Genomic DNA, 17,044 nt, shown 5'->3' on the forward strand with positions numbered 1-17,044 from the left:
CTATCACAGATCCATATATGATCCAATAACTGATTTCCATACTACATAACCCTGTCCATTCAAATGAAGACCGTCTTCCGTATAGTTTGGATTGAGCTTTGCTTCGGCCGTGCTAAAATCATCAAAAAGATTAATGAAGGTAGCGCCGGTCTTTTTCGCCAGCTCCGTCAAACCAACGTTGGCCTGTTTGATCTGAGAAGTCTTGTCCGTATGAGAAGAGAACTGGGGAAACTCATCATTCACCGGCAAAATACTTTGAATATAAATTTCAGTGTCCGGGCTCTCCTCCCGAATCTGGTCAATGATCTTCCCATAGTTGGAAAGAACAGTATCAACAGGAATTCCACGGGCCAGATCATTTACTCCGATCATAATAAAAACTTGAGCAGGGTTGGATTCGGTTACCTCCGACAGGCGATACAGTATCCCTTCAGTCACATCGCCGGAAATCCCGCGATTTTTAAGCCTGGAGCTCCCAAAAAGCTCAGACCACTCATTGCCATCGGTAATGCTGTCTCCCAACAATATAATTTCATTACTTGTATTTGGAAGGGCTTCAAAGAGACTTTTCTTATGATAATAGTAGGCCCCGAAATCTGGCTTTTGTTCAACAGATTGGGCCTGACTGCTGGCTGCAACAATACCGACAATAACAACAGCGTAAATAATACCAATATATTTGAATCTCATCGAAATACAGATTAAATGGTTGTTTAAATTTAGAAACGAATAATAATCAATGAGTTTATTAATAGCAGATAGTGGTTCTACAAAAACCGACTGGGCACTTATATCAAATCATTCCGTTAAACAATACAAAACTGAGGGACTTAACCCCTATTTCCACTCCTCAAAAAGTATTGAAAAAGTACTAAAAAATGATTTAAAGCCAGATCTCGAGGGAAAAAATGTTAACCACATCCTGTTTTATGGATCAGGGTGCGACTCTGAGCCAAAAATTACGAGCATGACAAATATTTTAAAACGTGTCTTTCCTGGTGCTGAGGCCAGCGTCCATGAAGATCTTCTGGGAGCTGCACGCGCCTGCTGTTTTGACAAGCCGGGCATTGTATGTATCCTGGGAACAGGTTCTAATTCCTGTCGCTACGACGGTACCCGTATCGTACAACAAATACCCTCGCTGGGATTTATACTTGGGGATGAAGGCAGTGCAGGTTATTTCGGTCAAAAGTTGATCAATCATTACTATAGAAACGAAATACCAAGTGACCTCGCACGCAAACTGGAGTGGTACTACGATATGGATTTGGATAGTATTTTCGATGGAATCTACAACAATGATCAATCGAGTCGATTTGTGGCCTTCTACAGCTCATTTCTCGGTGAGCATAATGATCACCATTTTATACGGGAAATGCTCTGTAATGGATTTGAAAACTTCATATCGCGGATAGTCTTACAATACCAAGATGCCCGCTCCTATAAAGTCAACTTTATAGGATCCCTGGGCTGTGCCTACCAGGCGATACTGAAGGAGCTACTAACTAAACATCTGCTAACGCCCGGTGTTTTTATCAAAAGCCCGATGGACCGGCTTGTAGAGTTTCATAACCAGTAGAATTCGAAGACTCTATTTGAGATCCTTTATAATACTCGGCCTAATTACTCCCTTTAATTCTTCTCAGATGTTGTCAGAGGCCGGTATTAACCTGGCTTTAAGATTTGGATCTTCCATATCCTCATCAAAAGGAAACATGGGGCGCTGGATGTGCTCATAATTCAGTCGCTCCAGGTCTTGGTCCACACCGCCTGGGGTCAGTGCCATGATCCAGTCTTGTTGCATCTCGTACAGCTCCGGCACGAGGTACCCAATTTTTACGACTACGATGTCCGTTTCCCGGGGATTCAGTCCCAGTTGCGTGAAATCCTTCTCGTGGTGATACGGCTTGCGCTTCTTTGTAACAATGACGTTCACACTTCCAATCTTCACTACTACTTCTGTATCGGCATCCCGGTCTCCGTGCTCAATCGCCGTCACCGTTCCTGAAAGCTTGATGGGTGGAGAATACCGGTCATCAACCTGCGCGCCGGCATACGCACTTACCTTGCCCCCCACGCCCACTTCCACGGCTTGCTCAACCAATTCCGGTCCCGGTATAGAGGCGTAAATAAGAGAAGGACCATCTTCCAGCTTAAACTCGGGGCGTTCCAGGATTCTTCTGAGCGTCCATGTGACATCCCCGGCGCCGCCAGCGGTGGGATTGTCTCCCATATCGCTAATAAAGAACGGCTGTTTGTTGCTGGCAATGGCTTTATTAAGACTTGCCTCCAGAGAAGCCGTAGGGGCGATGAAATCAAATTCGTTCCGCACCTCCCAAAAGCTGGTTGCAAGCTCTTCAGCAGTCGCTGTAACTTTCTGCTTATCATCGCCGGTCACCATCACTACTGCATGATTGCGTGGTTCATCTGCCCAGGGATATCCGACCCAAATTGCGGCATCAATAATACCTTCCTGGTTGGCTGCCGGACCGACTTTGGCGTATAAACTCTTTGCAGGATCTACTCTTGTACTCGTTTTTTCACCGGGCAATAATATCGGTACCGGAATCCATGCTTTATATTCGGGTTTGCCCTTGCCGCTTTCGATCCTGTCCAGCAGATTCTCTACTGCCCGTTGTTTCGTTTCCAGGGCATCTTCATGCGGAGCCATCCTGTAGCAAGTGATCAGATCTGTATTTTGTGCCAGACGCCTTGATACATTGCCATGCAGATCCATCGAAGTAGAGATAATGGTTTCTTCCCCCACAACTTCCCGAACTCTGACGATAAAATCTCCTTCCGGATCGTCGAGACCGACCACACTCATGGCCCCATGAATATCAAAGAACAGGCCGTCGTAAGGGCCGTTTTCCCTGAGCATGTCGAGCGTTTTCGTTACCAATGACTCGTACGCTTCCCTGCTCACAATGCCTCCGGGCAGGGCATGCCCACGCAGGGTGGGAATCCAGTGGGCGCGCTTTCGATTCAGCGAATCAGGGGATAAAAAGGGGTAAAACGAGAACACATCATCCCCTGTCCTGGCATGAAAAGCTTCTTTATGGGTGACAGCAGGCGAAAATGTACTAGATTCAATAGCCAGTCCTGCGATGGCAATACGGGGAAGATCCTCTTGCTGCCGGTCATTGTTTGATTGACTGCATCCCGCAATTAAAAAAATTAATACTAAAAAGTATGATAAGTTCTTCATCTCAATAGTCTTGTAAGTTGTTTAGTACGATATTTTATATACACAACCTCAAACCCATACTGAGTTTGATTACTGGATTTTTCCCCACACCCTACGCAGGACTTTTATTTTTTCCTCTTCAATGGGGTATTATGTTTCTAAAATTGTAAAGTCTCATTTTTTATAAAAATTGATCCCGTTAAAGAATTTCCAAATATAATTAACAGATTTTGATCCGACCCTCGAAAATAAACATAAAAACCTCCAGTATTCAGGCAATCCTGGAGGTAAAGTATACCCATTTGGGGTCACAGCTTGTACCGAACGAAGGCCTCGATGGCTTCATATTCAGCCAGCCCCAGCTGATCGTAAAGCTTGGCGGTATTTCGATTACGCGCTTCTGAGCGCTGCCAGAACTCCCGGTCATCCGCTCCGGGGAACAGCGGGCGATCTTTCTGGGATTGGTGCTTAAAAATCGCTTTCCGCTTTTTAGCCAGCTCCTGCGGGCTCAGTGGCACGGCCATCTCAATGTCGTTGACATCCCACTCCTGCCAGGCCCCACGGTACAGCCAGACGTAGCAGTCATCAATCCAGGCGTCATCTTGGCATTCCTGCAGGGCGTTGAAAATCGCCTTCAGGCAGACCCGATGGGTTCCGTGCGGGTCGGACAAGTCTCCTGCCGCATAAATTTGGTGGGGTTTGACCTGCCGAAGCAGCTCCACGACAATATCGACATCTTCTCTGGAGAGCGGCTTTTTCTTGACCCGACCAGTCTCGTAAAATGGCATGTCCAGGAAGTGTAACTTATCTTCCGGCACCCCGCAGTACCGGGCCGCTGCCTTGGCCTCTCCGCGCCGGATCAGCCCTTTAATTTGTTGGATCTCCTCAGAATCCACCTGTCCAGGCTCTTTGTTTTTAATAAACTCTTGTATCTCCTCCAGCATCGATTCTGCAGGCGCTTGATTCATTCCAAATAGCCCCTGGTAATCGGAGACAAAATCGGCAAAGCGTACAACGTCGTCATCAAATACGGCGATGTTTCCCGACACCTGGTAGGCCACATGCACCTCGTGCCCGTGCTCGGCCAATCGTATAAGGGTTCCACCCATGGAAATCACATCATCGTCCGGGTGTGGGCTAAAGATCAGGGCACGCTTGGGAAAGGGTGTTTCCCGTTCCGGTCGGTTGGTGTCATCGGCATTCGGTTTACCGCCCGGCCATCCCGTAATAGTATGTTGAAGTTCATTAAATACCTTCAGATTAATATTGTACGCCGGGCCATATTGAGTAATCAGCTCTCCCATACCATGTTCGTTATAATCCTCATCAGTTAACTTCAGGATCGGCTTGTCTACCTTCTGGCATAACCAGACCACCGCGCGGCGAATCAACTTGTCATCCCAGTCGCAGTCACCCACCACCCACGGGGTCTTTTCGCGGGTCAGCTCGGCTGCTGCGGCCTCATCCAGGATCACCGCGGTGTTGTCATGCTCCTGCAGGTAGGTCGCCGGCACCTGCTCCTTAATCGGCCCTTCCACCGCCTCACGGATGATTGGGGCTTTTCCTTCTCCCCAGGCCATCATCACGATCTTATCGGCATTCATGATTGTACCAATGCCCATGGTAATGGCCCGCCGGGGGACATGCTCTTCCCCAAAAAAATCACTGGCTGCATCGCGCCGGGTTATCTTATCCAACGTAATTAGCCGGGTGCGGGAATCAGGCCGCGAGCCTGGCTCATTAAATCCGATATGGCCGGTCCGACCAATACCAAGTAGTTGAATATCAAGCCCTCCAGCTTTGACAATCTTTTCCTCATACTGTTTGCAATATTCAGCTATATTTTCTTCCTCAACAGTTCCATCAGGTATATGCACCTGGTCTTCTGGAATATCAATGTGATCAAACAGGTGCTCGTTCATGAACCGGACGTAGCTTTGCAGCGAATCCGGTTGCATCGGATAGTACTCATCGAGGTTAAAGGTGATGACGTTAGCAAAACTGAGACCCTCTTCCCGGTGCAGCCGTACCAACTCTTCATAGACGTTGGTCGGGGTAGATCCGGTAGCCAGTCCCAAGACCGTGGATTTACCTTGCTCGTTGCGGGTGCGAATAAGCTCCGCAATCTCGGCTGCCACTTCCCTGGAAGCCTGATCGGCCTCCTCATATATATAGGTCGGAATCCGCTCCTGATATGTAACCTGTTCACGTTTGTCATAAAAATTGTTACCTGATTCCAAGGTCTCTGCCTTTTCTTTTTGCATCATAACCAGTTTTACTTAATTCAAATATTACGTTATAGGTTAAAAAATTCAGTTACTAATAGAATCCTTTTCATCGCTGGAGATCTTACGAATATCTTACAATTCAATCCTTCCATAGGAGAAGAATCATAGCAAACAGCTAGATTAATAGCTCTCCCAATCTTTTCGATTGATACCTTTATATTGATTTCTTTGGCACGACCGATTGAGAAATTGAAATACAGGAATGGGTACCTAGAGCTATTTTATAGATCGAAACAGGATTTCACCCGTTATCCGCTGTTTCGATAATCTGGGCCCTTCAAAAAAACAGATTCAGTACGTACCCGCCGCCCAACTCAAAAAAATTCAGCTTTTCAGATTCTTCCAGAGCTCACTTGTACTGACTGTACAATTTCTGCATGCGGATATCATTATCTACGAGAAGACGATCCTCAACATAAAGCATGCTGCCCATCTGTAGAAGTATAAAAAGAAAACTTTTCACATGGCCATGGTTGTCTCGGTCGTCCTTAACAGACCTTTGTATTTTGTGCTAATCTCAGTAGGGTTTGTACTTTGATCCCATTTTGATGGATTAAGCCTACTGTTGATCATCAAATTCAATCGGTACCCCAGTTTTATCCTGGTATTTAATTCGCAAATCTTGTAGTTGCTCTTTCAGGTTATGGGTAAGCTGGGCATACTCTGGCTGACCGTACAAGTTATTGAGCTCCATCGGGTCCTCTTGCAGGTCGTACAGTTCCCAGGTATCGATGTCATCGTAAAAATGAATCAGCTTGTAGCGCTCGGTGCGAATACCGTAGTGTTTTTTGACCATATGTTCATTGGGAAACTCGTAGTAGTGATAGTAAAGTGCATCGCGCCAAGAACTCTGCTCACCCTTCACCAAAGGCAGTAGCGATTTTCCCTGCATATCGGCCGGAACCTCAACGCCCGCCAAGTCCAAAAGCGTTGGAGCCCAGTCAATGTTTTGCACCAACTCGTCCACCTTTTCACGGGTCTTAATACCTTTGGGAAACTTCATCAGCAGTGGCGTGCGCATCGACTGCTCATACATAAAGCGCTTGTCAAACCAGCCATATTCCCCCATATAAAACCCCTGGTCCGAGGTGTATACCACCAACGTATTCTCATACAACCCTTCCGCCTTTAAGTAGTCCAGCAGCCGCCCCACATTATTATCGAGGGTGTGGATCGTAGCCAGGTAATCCTGCATGTAGCGGGTGTATTTCCAGATGGCCAGCTCGCGGTCGCTCATCTGGTCCCGCTTCTGCTTAAACGCCCGGATAATCGGATCGTAGTGGGCATCCCAGGCTGCCTTCTGCTGCTCATCTAGACGCACGTAACTGCCGTTGGCATACATGCTGCGATACTTCGTCTGAATTTCGCCCTCCTCATCCAGCATCTTAAGGTCATACACCAGATCCATGTCATCTGCGGCAATGCTCATTCTCGACTCTGCCGCCGCGATGCGCATTGGAACTCGCTGCGGCTGCTCCCCAAATCCCGTTTTCAGGTACTGTTTGCCTTTAAAATCGTCAAAAAAAGTTTCCGGGACCGGGATATTGGTATCTTGGAACGCACCGAGGGTAGAGGTATCGGGCATCCAGACGCGGTGAGATGCCTTGTGATGAACTTGCAGTGCAAACGGCTTGTCCGGATTTCGATTTTCCAGCCACTGTATACTTTTATCCGTAATCACATCCGTTACATAACCGTGCGCCCGCGCCGTATCACCATTGGTAATAAAATCAGAATTATAGTAATCCCCTTGCCCGATTAGGCGATCGTAATAATCGTAACCAGTGGGCGTGCTTCGCAGGTGCCATTTCCCGATCAGTGCGGTCTGGTACCCCGCCTTTTGCAGTAATTTGGGAAAGGTTTGCTGGCTGCCGTCAAAGGCCCGCTGGTTATTGATCTGGCCGTTTATATGGGAATGCTTTCCGGTCAGCAGCGTGGCACGACTGGGCGCACAGATGGAGTTGGCCACAAAGCTGTTGACAAACTGGACCCCATCCTCCGCAATGCGGTCAAGGTTGGGCGTCTCGATAAATCGGTCATCATACGCACTCAAAGTCTGGTAGGAATGGTCATCAGTCATGATGAAGACAATATTTGGACGCTCAGAGTCTACTTGTTTCTGATAACCATTACATGAAAATTGTGCGACAATTAAAATAAGAAATAAGAACCGTGTTATACTATATGTATGCATTGGGTTATACTTTTTCTATTATGGCGAATGGTAGTCTTATGTTGCCAATTGGTTTGACCATTTTTTAGAGCAGTTTCAATGGTTAAATATTTAAGATCTATCCTCATCCCTTTTTTAAAGATCCTCAAAATACTCTTTATACCTGTACCTCTAAATTGATCTTTTATTCTCGCCTATTCAGTTAATACTGACACATATTAGAGTAAATACTTGCTTATACTGTTCAAATATTGGCTTTTACTACCACTATATTGATCTCATCTTGAAATTGGCCTTTGTTATATTAAATTGTGGTATCATATTGATTCAACACAACTAATCACTTCTAATAATTATCAAAATATTGGAAGTATGGACCCTATTTTTAAAAAAAATGTCGATGCTCACCACTCTTTTAAACTGAAGAATACTGTCGGGCAATCATTTGACGGAATGTGGCATTTCCACAAAGAATATGAACTGATCTATATTTTTGAAGGAAGAGGTGAAAAAATTATTGGAGATCATGTCTCAGATCTGCAGAAGGGTGATCTACTTTTTCTGGGTTCTGATTTGCCACATCTTTTTAGTTGTGATCAAGACTTTCCTTTTAAAGAACAGTCAGGATCTCTGGTAATACATTTGAATAGTGATTTCTTCAGCGGTCAGTTTTTAGACATTCCTGAATTTAAACCAATCCATGAATTGATAAAACTATCAAAATCAGGAATTGAGTTCTACGGAGATACCAAGCAAATTTCTGAACGTATACTACATATGTTTGAACTCAATCCAGCCGATTGCATTCTTGATATTTTATCAATACTTAATCATTTATCATCTCAATTCGAATCCAAGACGCTTGCCAGCCCCGGCTATACGTCAACCTTTAGTAAAAAAGATTACCAAAGAATTAACAAAGCATGCCAGTATGTTATGGACCACTACCAGGAAGACATTTCCCTTGACGATGTTATCGAGATAATCGGCCTGACAAAAGCTGCTTTTTGCCGGCATTTTAAAAAGGTAACAGGTAAAACCTTTTTCACCTATATAAAACAATATCGTATCGGGCAGGCTTGTAGATTATTAATGGAGACCAATCTTAACGTAACCGAAATTAGTTATAGATGTGGTTTTAACACTATTTCTAATTTTAATAAACAGTTTAAAACTGTAATGAATGCCAATCCTTCGACCTACAGAGAAAGGTTTGAAAATCAAGGTTGATCTGTTTCAATCTGATAATTATTCCAGTTACGAAGATATCCTTATGACTAAAAACATCTCCCAATCATCCTCTACAAAAACAATTGTATTGCATGGCTCTTGATGAAATAATACGCCATGGTTTTGAATTTATAACCCTAATTGAAATTATAGGGACTTTTGCCTTCGCCGTTTCTGGTGCAATAGCGGCAATAAAAAGTAGATATGATCTATTCGGGGTTCTTGTACTAGCTTTTGTTACAGCTATTGGCGGAGGTACGATCCGGGATTTACTGATCGGTAACCTACCGGTAAGCTGGCTTACAAATTCTATTGCTATTTGGTCAGCCATAGGTGGATTCATACTGACGGTTATTTTTCACAAGTGGTTTAAAGAGATCCAGAGCTGGATACTTTTTTTCGATGCCGCAGGCTTAGGACTCTTTACCGTTATGGGTATTCAAGTGGGACTCAATGCGGACATGGGTATCGGCATTTCTATCACACTGGGTACAATTACCGGTTGCTTTGGTGGAGTGATACGTGATGTCCTCTCTGGATCCCGACCTTTAATTTTTCACAAAGAGTTATATGCTACAGCATCAGTTTTTGGGGGATTATTATATGTAGCATTACTGACCCAAATTCAAGAGTTTTGGGCCCAAATCTTTGCAATTCTGACTGTTATCGGAATTAGGATTGCTGCATATCATTTCCATTTAAGGCTGCCCAAATTTAGTTCCGGTTTATCTAAAGACTCATTAGATTATTGATTAAATGTTGAGTTCCCTCTTGTCAGTTAGCTACCAGAACAATTCTTTCCATTTTCGATAAGGGAAAGTGACGTTATCTGATTACAGCAAATCTATGAGCTCAAAATACGATTCGCCTTTCTACAATTGACATATATCAAGACTATTTCCTGTCCATTATCAATGGAGGGAACGGACCCACACCATATGTTAGGCATACATTAATCGCTTAACATAAAACCAATAGAATAATGACTACTGCAACTAAAACCTTATGGAAAATTGATCCAACACACTCGGAAGTACAATTTAAAGTAAAGCATTTGGTGATTTCGACTGTTACCGGAAGCTTTGGTTCCTACGAAGGAAAAATCGAAGCAGATGGTGACAATTTTGAAAATGCCAAGGCAACGTTTACCGCTGATATCGATAGCATTTCAACCAATAATGAAGATCGCGACCAGCACCTGAAATCCGATGATTTCTTTAATGCGGAGGAGTATCCTCAGTTAAAGTTTGAATCGACCAATTTTGAAAAGGTCGGCGAAGGGGAATACAAGGTAACCGGCGAACTAACGATCCGTGACATCACTAAAGAGATCGAACTTGACGTGTTACATGGCGGTACGGTCGGAGATCCTTATGGACAGACAAAAGCTGGGTTTGAAATAACCGGCTCTATAAATCGAAAAGAATTTGGCCTAACCTGGGATGCCGTGACCGAAGCCGGAAATGTGGTCGTCGGTGATAAAATAAAGCTGCAGCTGAACGTTCAGTTCATCGAAAATTAACTCCGAAGGCTAACATCCGATCCGTATCTAAGCGGGTATCCTGTCACAGGATATCCGCTTTTTTAATTCCTAATTTTCCATGTACATTTTCAGCAATGATATGATAATATTAAAGTTAAAAACTAATGTTTAAGCACCTGAAAGAAAGTATCCTGGAGCATGTCTCGCTGTCCGATGAGCAGTGGGAGTTGTGTAAAAACAATTTTCGTCCCAAGCGGATGCTAAAACGGCAATTCTTGCTTCAGGAGGGCGATGTTTGCCGCGAGCTTGCATTTGTTGAGAAAGGAGCTTTGTGCTCCTACTCCGTAGACTCGAAAGGCAACCAGCATGTGCTGCGTTTTGCCTTTGACGGCTGGTGGATTGCGGACCTGCAAAGTTTTTTCACTAATAACCCATCCACATTCAATATCGAAGTGCTTGAAGACAGTGAATTATTAATGCTCGACCGGAAGAACCACGAAAAACTTCTAGAAGAAGTCCCTGCCTATGAACGATATCATCGCATCATTGTACAGAATGCCTATGTGGCCCTGCAGCAACGTGTTGAAAATGCCCTAGGCCTCACCGCAGAAGAAAAGTATGCCCGTCTGATAGAACACAATCCCGAATTTATGAATCGTGTTCCGCTGAATTTGGTAGCTTCCTATCTGGGGATGAGTCCAGAAACTCTCAGCAGAGTTCGCAGTAATTTTAGTGGTTAATGGGTTGGATATCTCTGTAAAAGTCACCTTAGTTTAGCACATCCTGTAACGAGACGTCTCTTTCAATAACAGATTTGGCAAAGGGACAGAGTGGGATGACTTTTAATCCATTTTTTCTAGCATATTCTATCGTATGCTCAACCAATATTTTGCCAACATTTTCCCCTCTCAGTTCTTTGGATACCTCAGTATGATCAATAATTATTTTGGTTTCTCCGGCTTTTGAATAGGTGATTTCCGCTAATACTTCCCCAGCCTCCTCAATAAAAAATGATCCTTTGCTTTGTCCTTCTCGGTGTTGAATGTCCATAGTAGCCAGGTGTCGTGTTGACCTTGAAAATGTTATTCATCACATGTTATACAACCTGTAGGTCAAATAATAGCGGTTATACTCTTGATATATATCAAGAGTTTTTCCTAACAGATATCAATGACAAGGGAGCGCCGGTGGGCTAAGTTTGCAGTAACAAAAAAAGACAACCTGCAAACAGAACAACCATTATGCCTATTACCAAACAAACAATCGCCATCATCGGAGCCGGTGGAAATATGGGCTCCGCCATTGCCACAAGCAGTGCCGGGGGCAACTACCGGCTGTTGCTTTTCGACAGAGAACCAGAACAGTTGGGCTCATTACATGAGGAAATCCTTAAAACCCATCCGAAGGCTGATTTAGAACTAATGAATTGTCCTCATGAATCCAGCTGGGAGGCCGATATAATCATTTTAGCTGTCCCTCATGGAGCCGAAAAAGAACTGGCCGACAAAATACGCGATGTCGCTACTCAGAAAATTGTGGTCAGTATTGCCAATCCCATTGATGAAGATTTCGGCGAGTTGATAACTGATCCCAGCACCAGTGCAGCCGAAGAATTACAGCAGTGGCTGCCAAATTCCAAGGTAGTAAAAGCATTCAACACTACGTTTGCAGCTGACTTTGAACAGCCGATCATCGATGGAAAACAGGTGGATGCTTTTATTGCCGGTGACGACGAGGTAGCATTACAGACGGTCACCGAACTAGTAGAGACAGCGGGATTCAACCCGATTAATGCCGGCGACTTGTCGGTAAGCGGCACACTGGAACGTATGCAGCTATTGCTCATGCAGCTTACAATCAAAAATGAGTATAACTGGCTGGCCGGCTGGAAGATATTGCACAACTAATGAACATCAACACAAACCATTAAGCACTTAACACGATGAAAAAATTAACCTTTATTCTGTCACTTTTAATCCTTCCCCTAAGCGTTTTTTCGCAAGATACCTGGGTGGAGGATCCGGCGCACTCAAAGCTCGGCTTTACGGTCATCCATCTGGGTATCGCTGATGTGCCGGGATATTTTGGAGACTACGATGTTACGATCAACGCATCTGAGGAGAACTTCAGTGACGCACAGGTAGAACTTACTGTGCAAACAGTTTCTATCGATACGCGCGTCCAAAAGCGCAATAATCACTTGAAGAGCCCCGACTTCTTTAATGTGGAAAAATATCCGACGATGAGTTTTAAAAGTACGGATATCAAAGAAGTGGGTAATAACAAGTATGAACTGTCCGGCGACCTAACGCTCCACGGCGTAACCAAACCTGTTACCGTAACCATGGTCTATCACGGAACGGTTCAGAATGAGATGACCCAAGGTACGCCTAAAGCCGGCATTCAAATCACCGGAACCATTGATCGCTCTGAGTTTGATCTCGGCAACGGGTTTCCACCGCCTATGATTAGCAATGAGGTTCGTATTAAGGCTGACGGTGAATTTATGCCTAAGAACTAACCCATTTTTGGAGATGTATAAGGTCCCGATACCCCATTCGGGATCTTGTAGATACCCAACAAAAAATCTCAATATAAATAACTGACTACCATGGAAAATAATTACAACATACCGGTCCAGGCCCAGATCGGACACGTGCATTTGAAAGTGTCTGATCTGGCTCGCGCCCTTGAATTTTATCGCGACCTGCTTGGCTTTGAGCTAACCACCATGTATGGCAAGAACGCGGCCTTTCTTTCGGCTGGCGGATATCACCATCACATTGGGCTCAATACATGGCACAGCAAAGGAGGTCCGTCCGCACCACGAAACGGTGCAGGACTGTACCACACCGCCATTTTATATCCCACTCGCAAAGATCTAGCTGAAATCCTGCAGCGCCTGATTGATAAAGGATACCCCATAGATGGGGCCAGCGACCACGGCGTTTCTGAAGCGATCTATTTGACCGATCCCGACGGCAACGGCGTGGAACTGTACCGTGATCGTCCCCGCGATGAATGGGAATATGCCGAAGACGGCTCAGTAAAGATGATAACCCAGCCGCTGGATGTGCATGGTCTGCTCAAAGAGTTGGAATAAAACAAGTTTACTACATAAACACTATCAATAACTAAAACATAATTAACCATAAATTACTTTTATCACCAATGAAGAAGACAAAAATAACCTACTGGATTACAACCGGAATCTTCAGTGCCATGATGCTGTTCAGCGCGACCATGTATTTTACCAGTCCACAAATGGCTCAAACCTTCGAACACCTGGGATTTCCTGATTACTTTCGAATTGAGTTGGGCATAGCCAAAATAATCGGCGTGCTGTTACTACTTGCTCCCTTCACAGGACGTCTTAAAGAATGGGTTTACGCTGGATTTACCATCAACATGATTTCCGGCAGTATCGCCCATGCCGCGTTGGGGGATCCCACATCTGCTACTCTTACTCCGCTTGTATTTTTAGGGATATTAGCGGCCTCGTACGTTACATACAATAAACTGGATGAAGAGATTGAGCCTACTTTTGTAAAGCAACTAATTGCCTCAACTTCTTAAAAGGAGTCGTAATGATACATATCTCCAGATCTAATAAACGACATAAGGTGAGCCGGGGACCCTTCACTTCCCGGTTCCTACCCTTGGGCCGAACTGCTCCGGATACCCAAGATCACGGTATTGCCCAAATTGGACGGCTGGAGCACGCCACGCTGGAAGCCGGGGCACTGGTACCGATGCACTTGCACCAGAACGAGGAGATTCTTTCGTATCTGCGCAAAGGCACCATGCATCATAAAGACAGTGATCAGAACGATGTTCCTATTCATAACAAGCACTTGATGTTGATGAATGCTGGAAGTGGCATTCATCACGAAGAAGGTGTGCAAGAGGGCAACGAAACCGTGGAGATGCTGCAAATTTTCATCCGTCCCAAAGCCGATGACCTGGAGCCGAAGGTGCAGTTTCATGACCTCGATGTAGGTTACAGCCTGAACGAATGGCGACTGCTTGCTGGCCATGACCGCTCGGGAGCTCCGATGTTATTTAGAAGCGAAGTATTATTCCATGACTTGCACCTGCAAGAAGGAAACAGCATCCAAAGTCTGGAACTGAATGAGCTTGTTGGTTTTATGTACCTGTTTAGCGGAAGTGTAACGATTGAAGACAATGGTGAAATCTTAGAGGAAGGAGATTCCATAATAATCAAAGATGAACGATTGACGCTGACGGGTAATGAGGATTCGAATATCGTCTTTTTTGTACTGGATGAAACTGCACCTTACAGCCGTAACGGACTGTATACCAAATAAAATATTGATGGATAGATACCTACAATAGCGCATTACTCTATTTCTATTCTTTTTCATTCATTGATGATATCCAATATTGGCATTGGAACCATTAGCTAACGGAGTAGGCAGAGCTGTATTCATGCATTCGTACTACTAAGCGGAAGCATATACAGCGTGATGCAACCTGATTCCAGTACAACAGAATCCTGGAAAGGGGAACCTCATCACATGCTGTTTGAATCCGCCAAAGCGTGCATGAGTTGTCACAACGGTCTGCCCACTCCTTCGGGAGAAGATATTTCCTTTGGCACCGACTGGCGTGCCACGATGATGGCCAACTCTGCGCGAGATCCCTACTGGCATGCCGCCGTCCGACGGGAAGTGATGGACCATCCGGAATCCCAAGCCCACATTGAAAGTGAATGCTCCACCTGCCACATGCCGATGGCGCATTACGAGGCTGTGTATAATGGGCGTACGGCGCAGGTGTTTGCCAATCTGCCCGTGAATGAAGCTGTGAGCCGATAAAATATGCTGGCTGCGGATGGCGTTTCCTGCACAACCTGCCATCAAATCACCGAAGAAAAGCCGGGTACCTACGAAAGTTTTGTGGGTCGGTTTGCCATTGATACCTTGAAACCGATCGTCAGCGTGAAATTTTTGGGCCGTATCCCATAGATGCCGGACGCTCCAATATTATGCATTCTTCGTCAGGCTTTCTACAGGCTGAATCCAAACATATTCAGTTATCCGAGATGTGCGCCACCTGCCACACGCTGATAACGGAATCGCTGGGCCCCAATGGAGAAGTGATCGGCGAACTGCCCGAGCAGGTCCCATACCAAGAGTGGAAGCACAGCAGCTTTGTGGATAAAAAGAGCTGCCAATCCTGTCACATGCCGGTGGTGGAGCAAGAGGTCGCCATTTCTTCGGTAATGGGTATACCGAGGAAAGAAGTCTCTCGGCACACCTACCAGGGCGGCAATTTCTTTATGCTCAAGATGCTTAATCGCTATCGCGGAGAACTGGGGGTAAAAGCACTGCCAAACGAGATGGAAAATGCCGTCAATCGCACAGTTGACCACCTACAAAGCAAATCGGCCCACCTGGAATTCGTCAACATTGAGGTGTCGGGGAGTGAACTCAGGGCAGAGCTCCACATTAACAACCTGGCCGGACATAAACTCCCAACGGCGTACCCCTCACGCCGTACCTGGATTTATTTCAAGGTAGAAGACCAGCAAGAAAACATAGTGTTTGAATCGGGAGCCTTACGACCCGACGGATCTATCATTGGTAACGATAATGATGAAGATGCCACCCGTTATGAGCCTCATTACAGCGAGATTACCGAGCCGGGCAAGGTTCAGATCTATGAGACAATTATGGTTGGTCCGGATGACAACGTAACGACCGGTTTGCTAACCGCTGTGCGATTTATCAAAGACAACCGTATTCTGCCGGACGGTTTCGATAAAACCACCGCTGAAGAAAAGATTGAAGTTCATGGTCCGGCTGTTGATGACCCGGATTTTATTGGGGGGAGTGACCGGGTAACATACCATGTTGATGTTGTCGGCGTGGAAGGTCCGCTAAAAGTTACGGCCGAACTCTGGTACCAGCCGATCGGGTTCCGCTGGGCTACGAACCTGACCCCTTACGACGCGCCGGAGACCAACCGCTTTGTCGATTATTTTAACTCCATGTCGGATGAGTCTGCGATTAGGTTGACTGGTGTTTCCCAGGTCTTAGAGTAAGGGAATGGAAGAATTCAATCTCAGTTCGACATCAGGACTATTGAAAGCATCGCGAGAAGGATCCTTGTTGGCTCAACAATGAGGTCGACATGAACCGATTTTCTTGTACGTAAAGTCATCCTGATTTCATTTCGCGATTTGAATCAGGATAGGCTGGATTAGAGGATTAAACGGGATTACTTCTTACAGCAACATGACATCCTGTTCATCCTCTAATCCAGTAAATCCCTGTTCCAATTTGTTGTTCACCCCATTCCTGTGCTTCACCTCCGCTGCATTTGACGCCATCCTAACCGTAGATCCGAATAAACTACCAACGAAGTTCCAGATAACCTTCATCACTTTGCGTAACGGAAGTACCAAACTTGTTGCATTCTCGGTTCAAGCGATTTGTGATCCATCGCTTATCACTGCTATCAAGATTGTTTAAGCAGAATCGCTTGATTTCCATGGGGATCATCTCAAGAGAGAGTAATCTCCCTTGGGGATCTAGTGTCATTACCACTAAATAAAAGGGGTAAATGTGATTGGGTTTTTGTATTTTTCGAATAAAACATCATGGATAAACTCACCTTTCCCGACCTCTCTCAACAAGTCAAAGATCAACTCCTTACTT

General features: G+C 45.2%; 19 protein-coding genes. 13 read left to right on the forward strand and 6 right to left on the reverse strand.

The features are described 5' to 3' along the window. Positions 1-3: 3 nt before the first annotated feature. Positions 4-690, reverse strand: a complete 687-nt coding sequence (locus NC796_RS06565; RefSeq protein WP_310683202.1) for a GDSL-type esterase/lipase family protein — start codon at positions 688-690, stop codon at positions 4-6. Positions 691-739: 49 nt separating this feature from the next. On the opposite strand from NC796_RS06565, the gene NC796_RS06570 reads away from it, so the two are divergent. Beyond that, the gene (locus NC796_RS06570; protein ID WP_310683204.1) at positions 740-1,579 is read left to right on the forward strand and encodes a hypothetical protein; all 840 of its coding nucleotides are present in this window, start codon (positions 740-742) and stop codon (positions 1,577-1,579) included. A gap of 63 nt (positions 1,580-1,642) precedes the next feature. On the opposite strand, the gene NC796_RS06575 is transcribed toward NC796_RS06570, so the two are convergent. From NC796_RS06575 to NC796_RS06585, 3 genes are all read right to left on the reverse strand, one after another. Next, a complete protein-coding gene (locus NC796_RS06575) occupies positions 1,643-3,208 on the reverse strand; it encodes a M81 family metallopeptidase (protein ID WP_310683206.1) in 1,566 nt (521 codons plus the stop codon). Between the two features lie 287 nt (positions 3,209-3,495). Beyond that, the gene (gene nagB / locus NC796_RS06580) at positions 3,496-5,454 is read right to left on the reverse strand and encodes a glucosamine-6-phosphate deaminase (RefSeq protein WP_310683208.1); all 1,959 of its coding nucleotides are present in this window, start codon (positions 5,452-5,454) and stop codon (positions 3,496-3,498) included. A 580-nt stretch (positions 5,455-6,034) separates the two neighbouring features. Next, the gene (locus NC796_RS06585; RefSeq protein WP_310683210.1) at positions 6,035-7,669 is read right to left on the reverse strand and encodes a sulfatase; all 1,635 of its coding nucleotides are present in this window, start codon (positions 7,667-7,669) and stop codon (positions 6,035-6,037) included. 351 nt (positions 7,670-8,020) lie between these two features. Here NC796_RS06585 and NC796_RS06590 point away from each other — a divergent pair, with 351 nt between their 5' ends. The 4 genes from NC796_RS06590 (at position 8,021) to NC796_RS06605 (ending at position 11,101) form a co-directional block, all read left to right on the forward strand. Further along, positions 8,021-8,878 (forward strand): AraC family transcriptional regulator, encoded by an 858-nt coding sequence (locus NC796_RS06590; RefSeq protein WP_310683211.1) that lies wholly within the window; start codon positions 8,021-8,023, stop codon positions 8,876-8,878. Between the two features lie 92 nt (positions 8,879-8,970). Beyond that, positions 8,971-9,630, forward strand: coding sequence for a trimeric intracellular cation channel family protein (locus NC796_RS06595; protein ID WP_310683213.1), 660 nt, complete (start codon positions 8,971-8,973; stop codon positions 9,628-9,630). 230 nt (positions 9,631-9,860) lie between these two features. Then, the gene (locus tag NC796_RS06600) at positions 9,861-10,400 is read left to right on the forward strand and encodes a YceI family protein (protein WP_310683215.1); all 540 of its coding nucleotides are present in this window, start codon (positions 9,861-9,863) and stop codon (positions 10,398-10,400) included. A gap of 125 nt (positions 10,401-10,525) precedes the next feature. Next, entirely contained in the window at positions 10,526-11,101 is a 576-nt protein-coding gene (locus tag NC796_RS06605; RefSeq protein WP_310683217.1) for a Crp/Fnr family transcriptional regulator, read from the forward strand. Positions 11,102-11,129: 28 nt separating this feature from the next. Here the strand turns inward: NC796_RS06605 and NC796_RS06610 are convergent, their stop codons facing one another. Then, positions 11,130-11,411: a GNAT family N-acetyltransferase gene (locus NC796_RS06610; RefSeq protein WP_310683219.1), complete on the reverse strand. Its 282-nt coding sequence runs from the start codon at positions 11,409-11,411 to the stop codon at positions 11,130-11,132. A 191-nt stretch (positions 11,412-11,602) separates the two neighbouring features. On the opposite strand from NC796_RS06610, the gene NC796_RS06615 reads away from it, so the two are divergent. From NC796_RS06615 to NC796_RS06650, 8 genes are all read left to right on the forward strand, one after another. Then, positions 11,603-12,268, forward strand: a complete 666-nt coding sequence (locus tag NC796_RS06615; protein ID WP_310683221.1) for an NAD(P)-binding domain-containing protein — start codon at positions 11,603-11,605, stop codon at positions 12,266-12,268. A 35-nt stretch (positions 12,269-12,303) separates the two neighbouring features. Continuing rightward, positions 12,304-12,882 carry a YceI family protein gene (locus tag NC796_RS06620; protein WP_310683223.1) on the forward strand — a complete coding sequence of 193 codons (579 nt, stop codon included), beginning with the start codon at positions 12,304-12,306 and terminating at the stop codon, positions 12,880-12,882. A 90-nt stretch (positions 12,883-12,972) separates the two neighbouring features. After that, complete coding sequence (locus NC796_RS06625) at positions 12,973-13,464, forward strand: VOC family protein (RefSeq protein WP_310683225.1); 492 nt, start codon at positions 12,973-12,975, stop codon at positions 13,462-13,464. Positions 13,465-13,532: 68 nt separating this feature from the next. After that, positions 13,533-13,937 (forward strand): DoxX family protein, encoded by a 405-nt coding sequence (locus NC796_RS06630; protein ID WP_310683227.1) that lies wholly within the window; start codon positions 13,533-13,535, stop codon positions 13,935-13,937. Positions 13,938-13,948: 11 nt separating this feature from the next. Then, positions 13,949-14,689 carry a pirin family protein gene (locus NC796_RS06635; protein ID WP_310683229.1) on the forward strand — a complete coding sequence of 247 codons (741 nt, stop codon included), beginning with the start codon at positions 13,949-13,951 and terminating at the stop codon, positions 14,687-14,689. A 159-nt stretch (positions 14,690-14,848) separates the two neighbouring features. Next, positions 14,849-15,199 (forward strand): hypothetical protein, encoded by a 351-nt coding sequence (locus tag NC796_RS06640; protein WP_310683231.1) that lies wholly within the window; start codon positions 14,849-14,851, stop codon positions 15,197-15,199. 3 nt (positions 15,200-15,202) lie between these two features. Beyond that, complete coding sequence (locus NC796_RS06645) at positions 15,203-15,349, forward strand: hypothetical protein (protein WP_310683232.1); 147 nt, start codon at positions 15,203-15,205, stop codon at positions 15,347-15,349. A 20-nt stretch (positions 15,350-15,369) separates the two neighbouring features. Further along, positions 15,370-16,428: a hypothetical protein gene (locus NC796_RS06650; protein ID WP_310683234.1), complete on the forward strand. Its 1,059-nt coding sequence runs from the start codon at positions 15,370-15,372 to the stop codon at positions 16,426-16,428. Between the two features lie 183 nt (positions 16,429-16,611). On the opposite strand, the gene NC796_RS06655 is transcribed toward NC796_RS06650, so the two are convergent. Further along, positions 16,612-16,791: a hypothetical protein gene (locus NC796_RS06655; protein WP_310683236.1), complete on the reverse strand. Its 180-nt coding sequence runs from the start codon at positions 16,789-16,791 to the stop codon at positions 16,612-16,614. Between the last annotated feature and the right edge of the window lie 253 nt (positions 16,792-17,044).

Origin of the sequence: Aliifodinibius sp. S!AR15-10 (assembly GCF_031569985.1) — a bacterium.
GTDB lineage: Bacteria > Bacteroidota > Rhodothermia > Balneolales > Balneolaceae > JAMQKA01.

What these genes read in the sequence shown, in the direction of transcription:
- NC796_RS06565 (WP_310683202.1), bottom strand. Translation starts at nt 690, where the DNA reads ATGAGATTCAAATATATTGGTATTATTTACGCTGTTGTTATTGTCGGT.
- NC796_RS06570 (WP_310683204.1), top strand. Translation starts at nt 740, where the DNA reads ATGAGTTTATTAATAGCAGATAGTGGTTCTACAAAAACCGACTGGGCA.
- NC796_RS06575 (WP_310683206.1), bottom strand. Translation starts at nt 3,208, where the DNA reads ATGAAGAACTTATCATACTTTTTAGTATTAATTTTTTTAATTGCGGGA.
- nagB (WP_310683208.1), bottom strand. Translation starts at nt 5,454, where the DNA reads ATGATGCAAAAAGAAAAGGCAGAGACCTTGGAATCAGGTAACAATTTT.
- NC796_RS06585 (WP_310683210.1), bottom strand. Translation starts at nt 7,669, where the DNA reads ATGCATACATATAGTATAACACGGTTCTTATTTCTTATTTTAATTGTC.
- NC796_RS06590 (WP_310683211.1), top strand. Translation starts at nt 8,021, where the DNA reads ATGGACCCTATTTTTAAAAAAAATGTCGATGCTCACCACTCTTTTAAA.
- NC796_RS06595 (WP_310683213.1), top strand. Translation starts at nt 8,971, where the DNA reads ATGGCTCTTGATGAAATAATACGCCATGGTTTTGAATTTATAACCCTA.
- NC796_RS06600 (WP_310683215.1), top strand. Translation starts at nt 9,861, where the DNA reads ATGACTACTGCAACTAAAACCTTATGGAAAATTGATCCAACACACTCG.
- NC796_RS06605 (WP_310683217.1), top strand. Translation starts at nt 10,526, where the DNA reads ATGTTTAAGCACCTGAAAGAAAGTATCCTGGAGCATGTCTCGCTGTCC.
- NC796_RS06610 (WP_310683219.1), bottom strand. Translation starts at nt 11,411, where the DNA reads ATGGACATTCAACACCGAGAAGGACAAAGCAAAGGATCATTTTTTATT.
- NC796_RS06615 (WP_310683221.1), top strand. Translation starts at nt 11,603, where the DNA reads ATGCCTATTACCAAACAAACAATCGCCATCATCGGAGCCGGTGGAAAT.
- NC796_RS06620 (WP_310683223.1), top strand. Translation starts at nt 12,304, where the DNA reads ATGAAAAAATTAACCTTTATTCTGTCACTTTTAATCCTTCCCCTAAGC.
- NC796_RS06625 (WP_310683225.1), top strand. Translation starts at nt 12,973, where the DNA reads ATGGAAAATAATTACAACATACCGGTCCAGGCCCAGATCGGACACGTG.
- NC796_RS06630 (WP_310683227.1), top strand. Translation starts at nt 13,533, where the DNA reads ATGAAGAAGACAAAAATAACCTACTGGATTACAACCGGAATCTTCAGT.
- NC796_RS06635 (WP_310683229.1), top strand. Translation starts at nt 13,949, where the DNA reads ATGATACATATCTCCAGATCTAATAAACGACATAAGGTGAGCCGGGGA.
- NC796_RS06640 (WP_310683231.1), top strand. Translation starts at nt 14,849, where the DNA reads ATGCAACCTGATTCCAGTACAACAGAATCCTGGAAAGGGGAACCTCAT.
- NC796_RS06645 (WP_310683232.1), top strand. Translation starts at nt 15,203, where the DNA reads ATGCTGGCTGCGGATGGCGTTTCCTGCACAACCTGCCATCAAATCACC.
- NC796_RS06650 (WP_310683234.1), top strand. Translation starts at nt 15,370, where the DNA reads ATGCATTCTTCGTCAGGCTTTCTACAGGCTGAATCCAAACATATTCAG.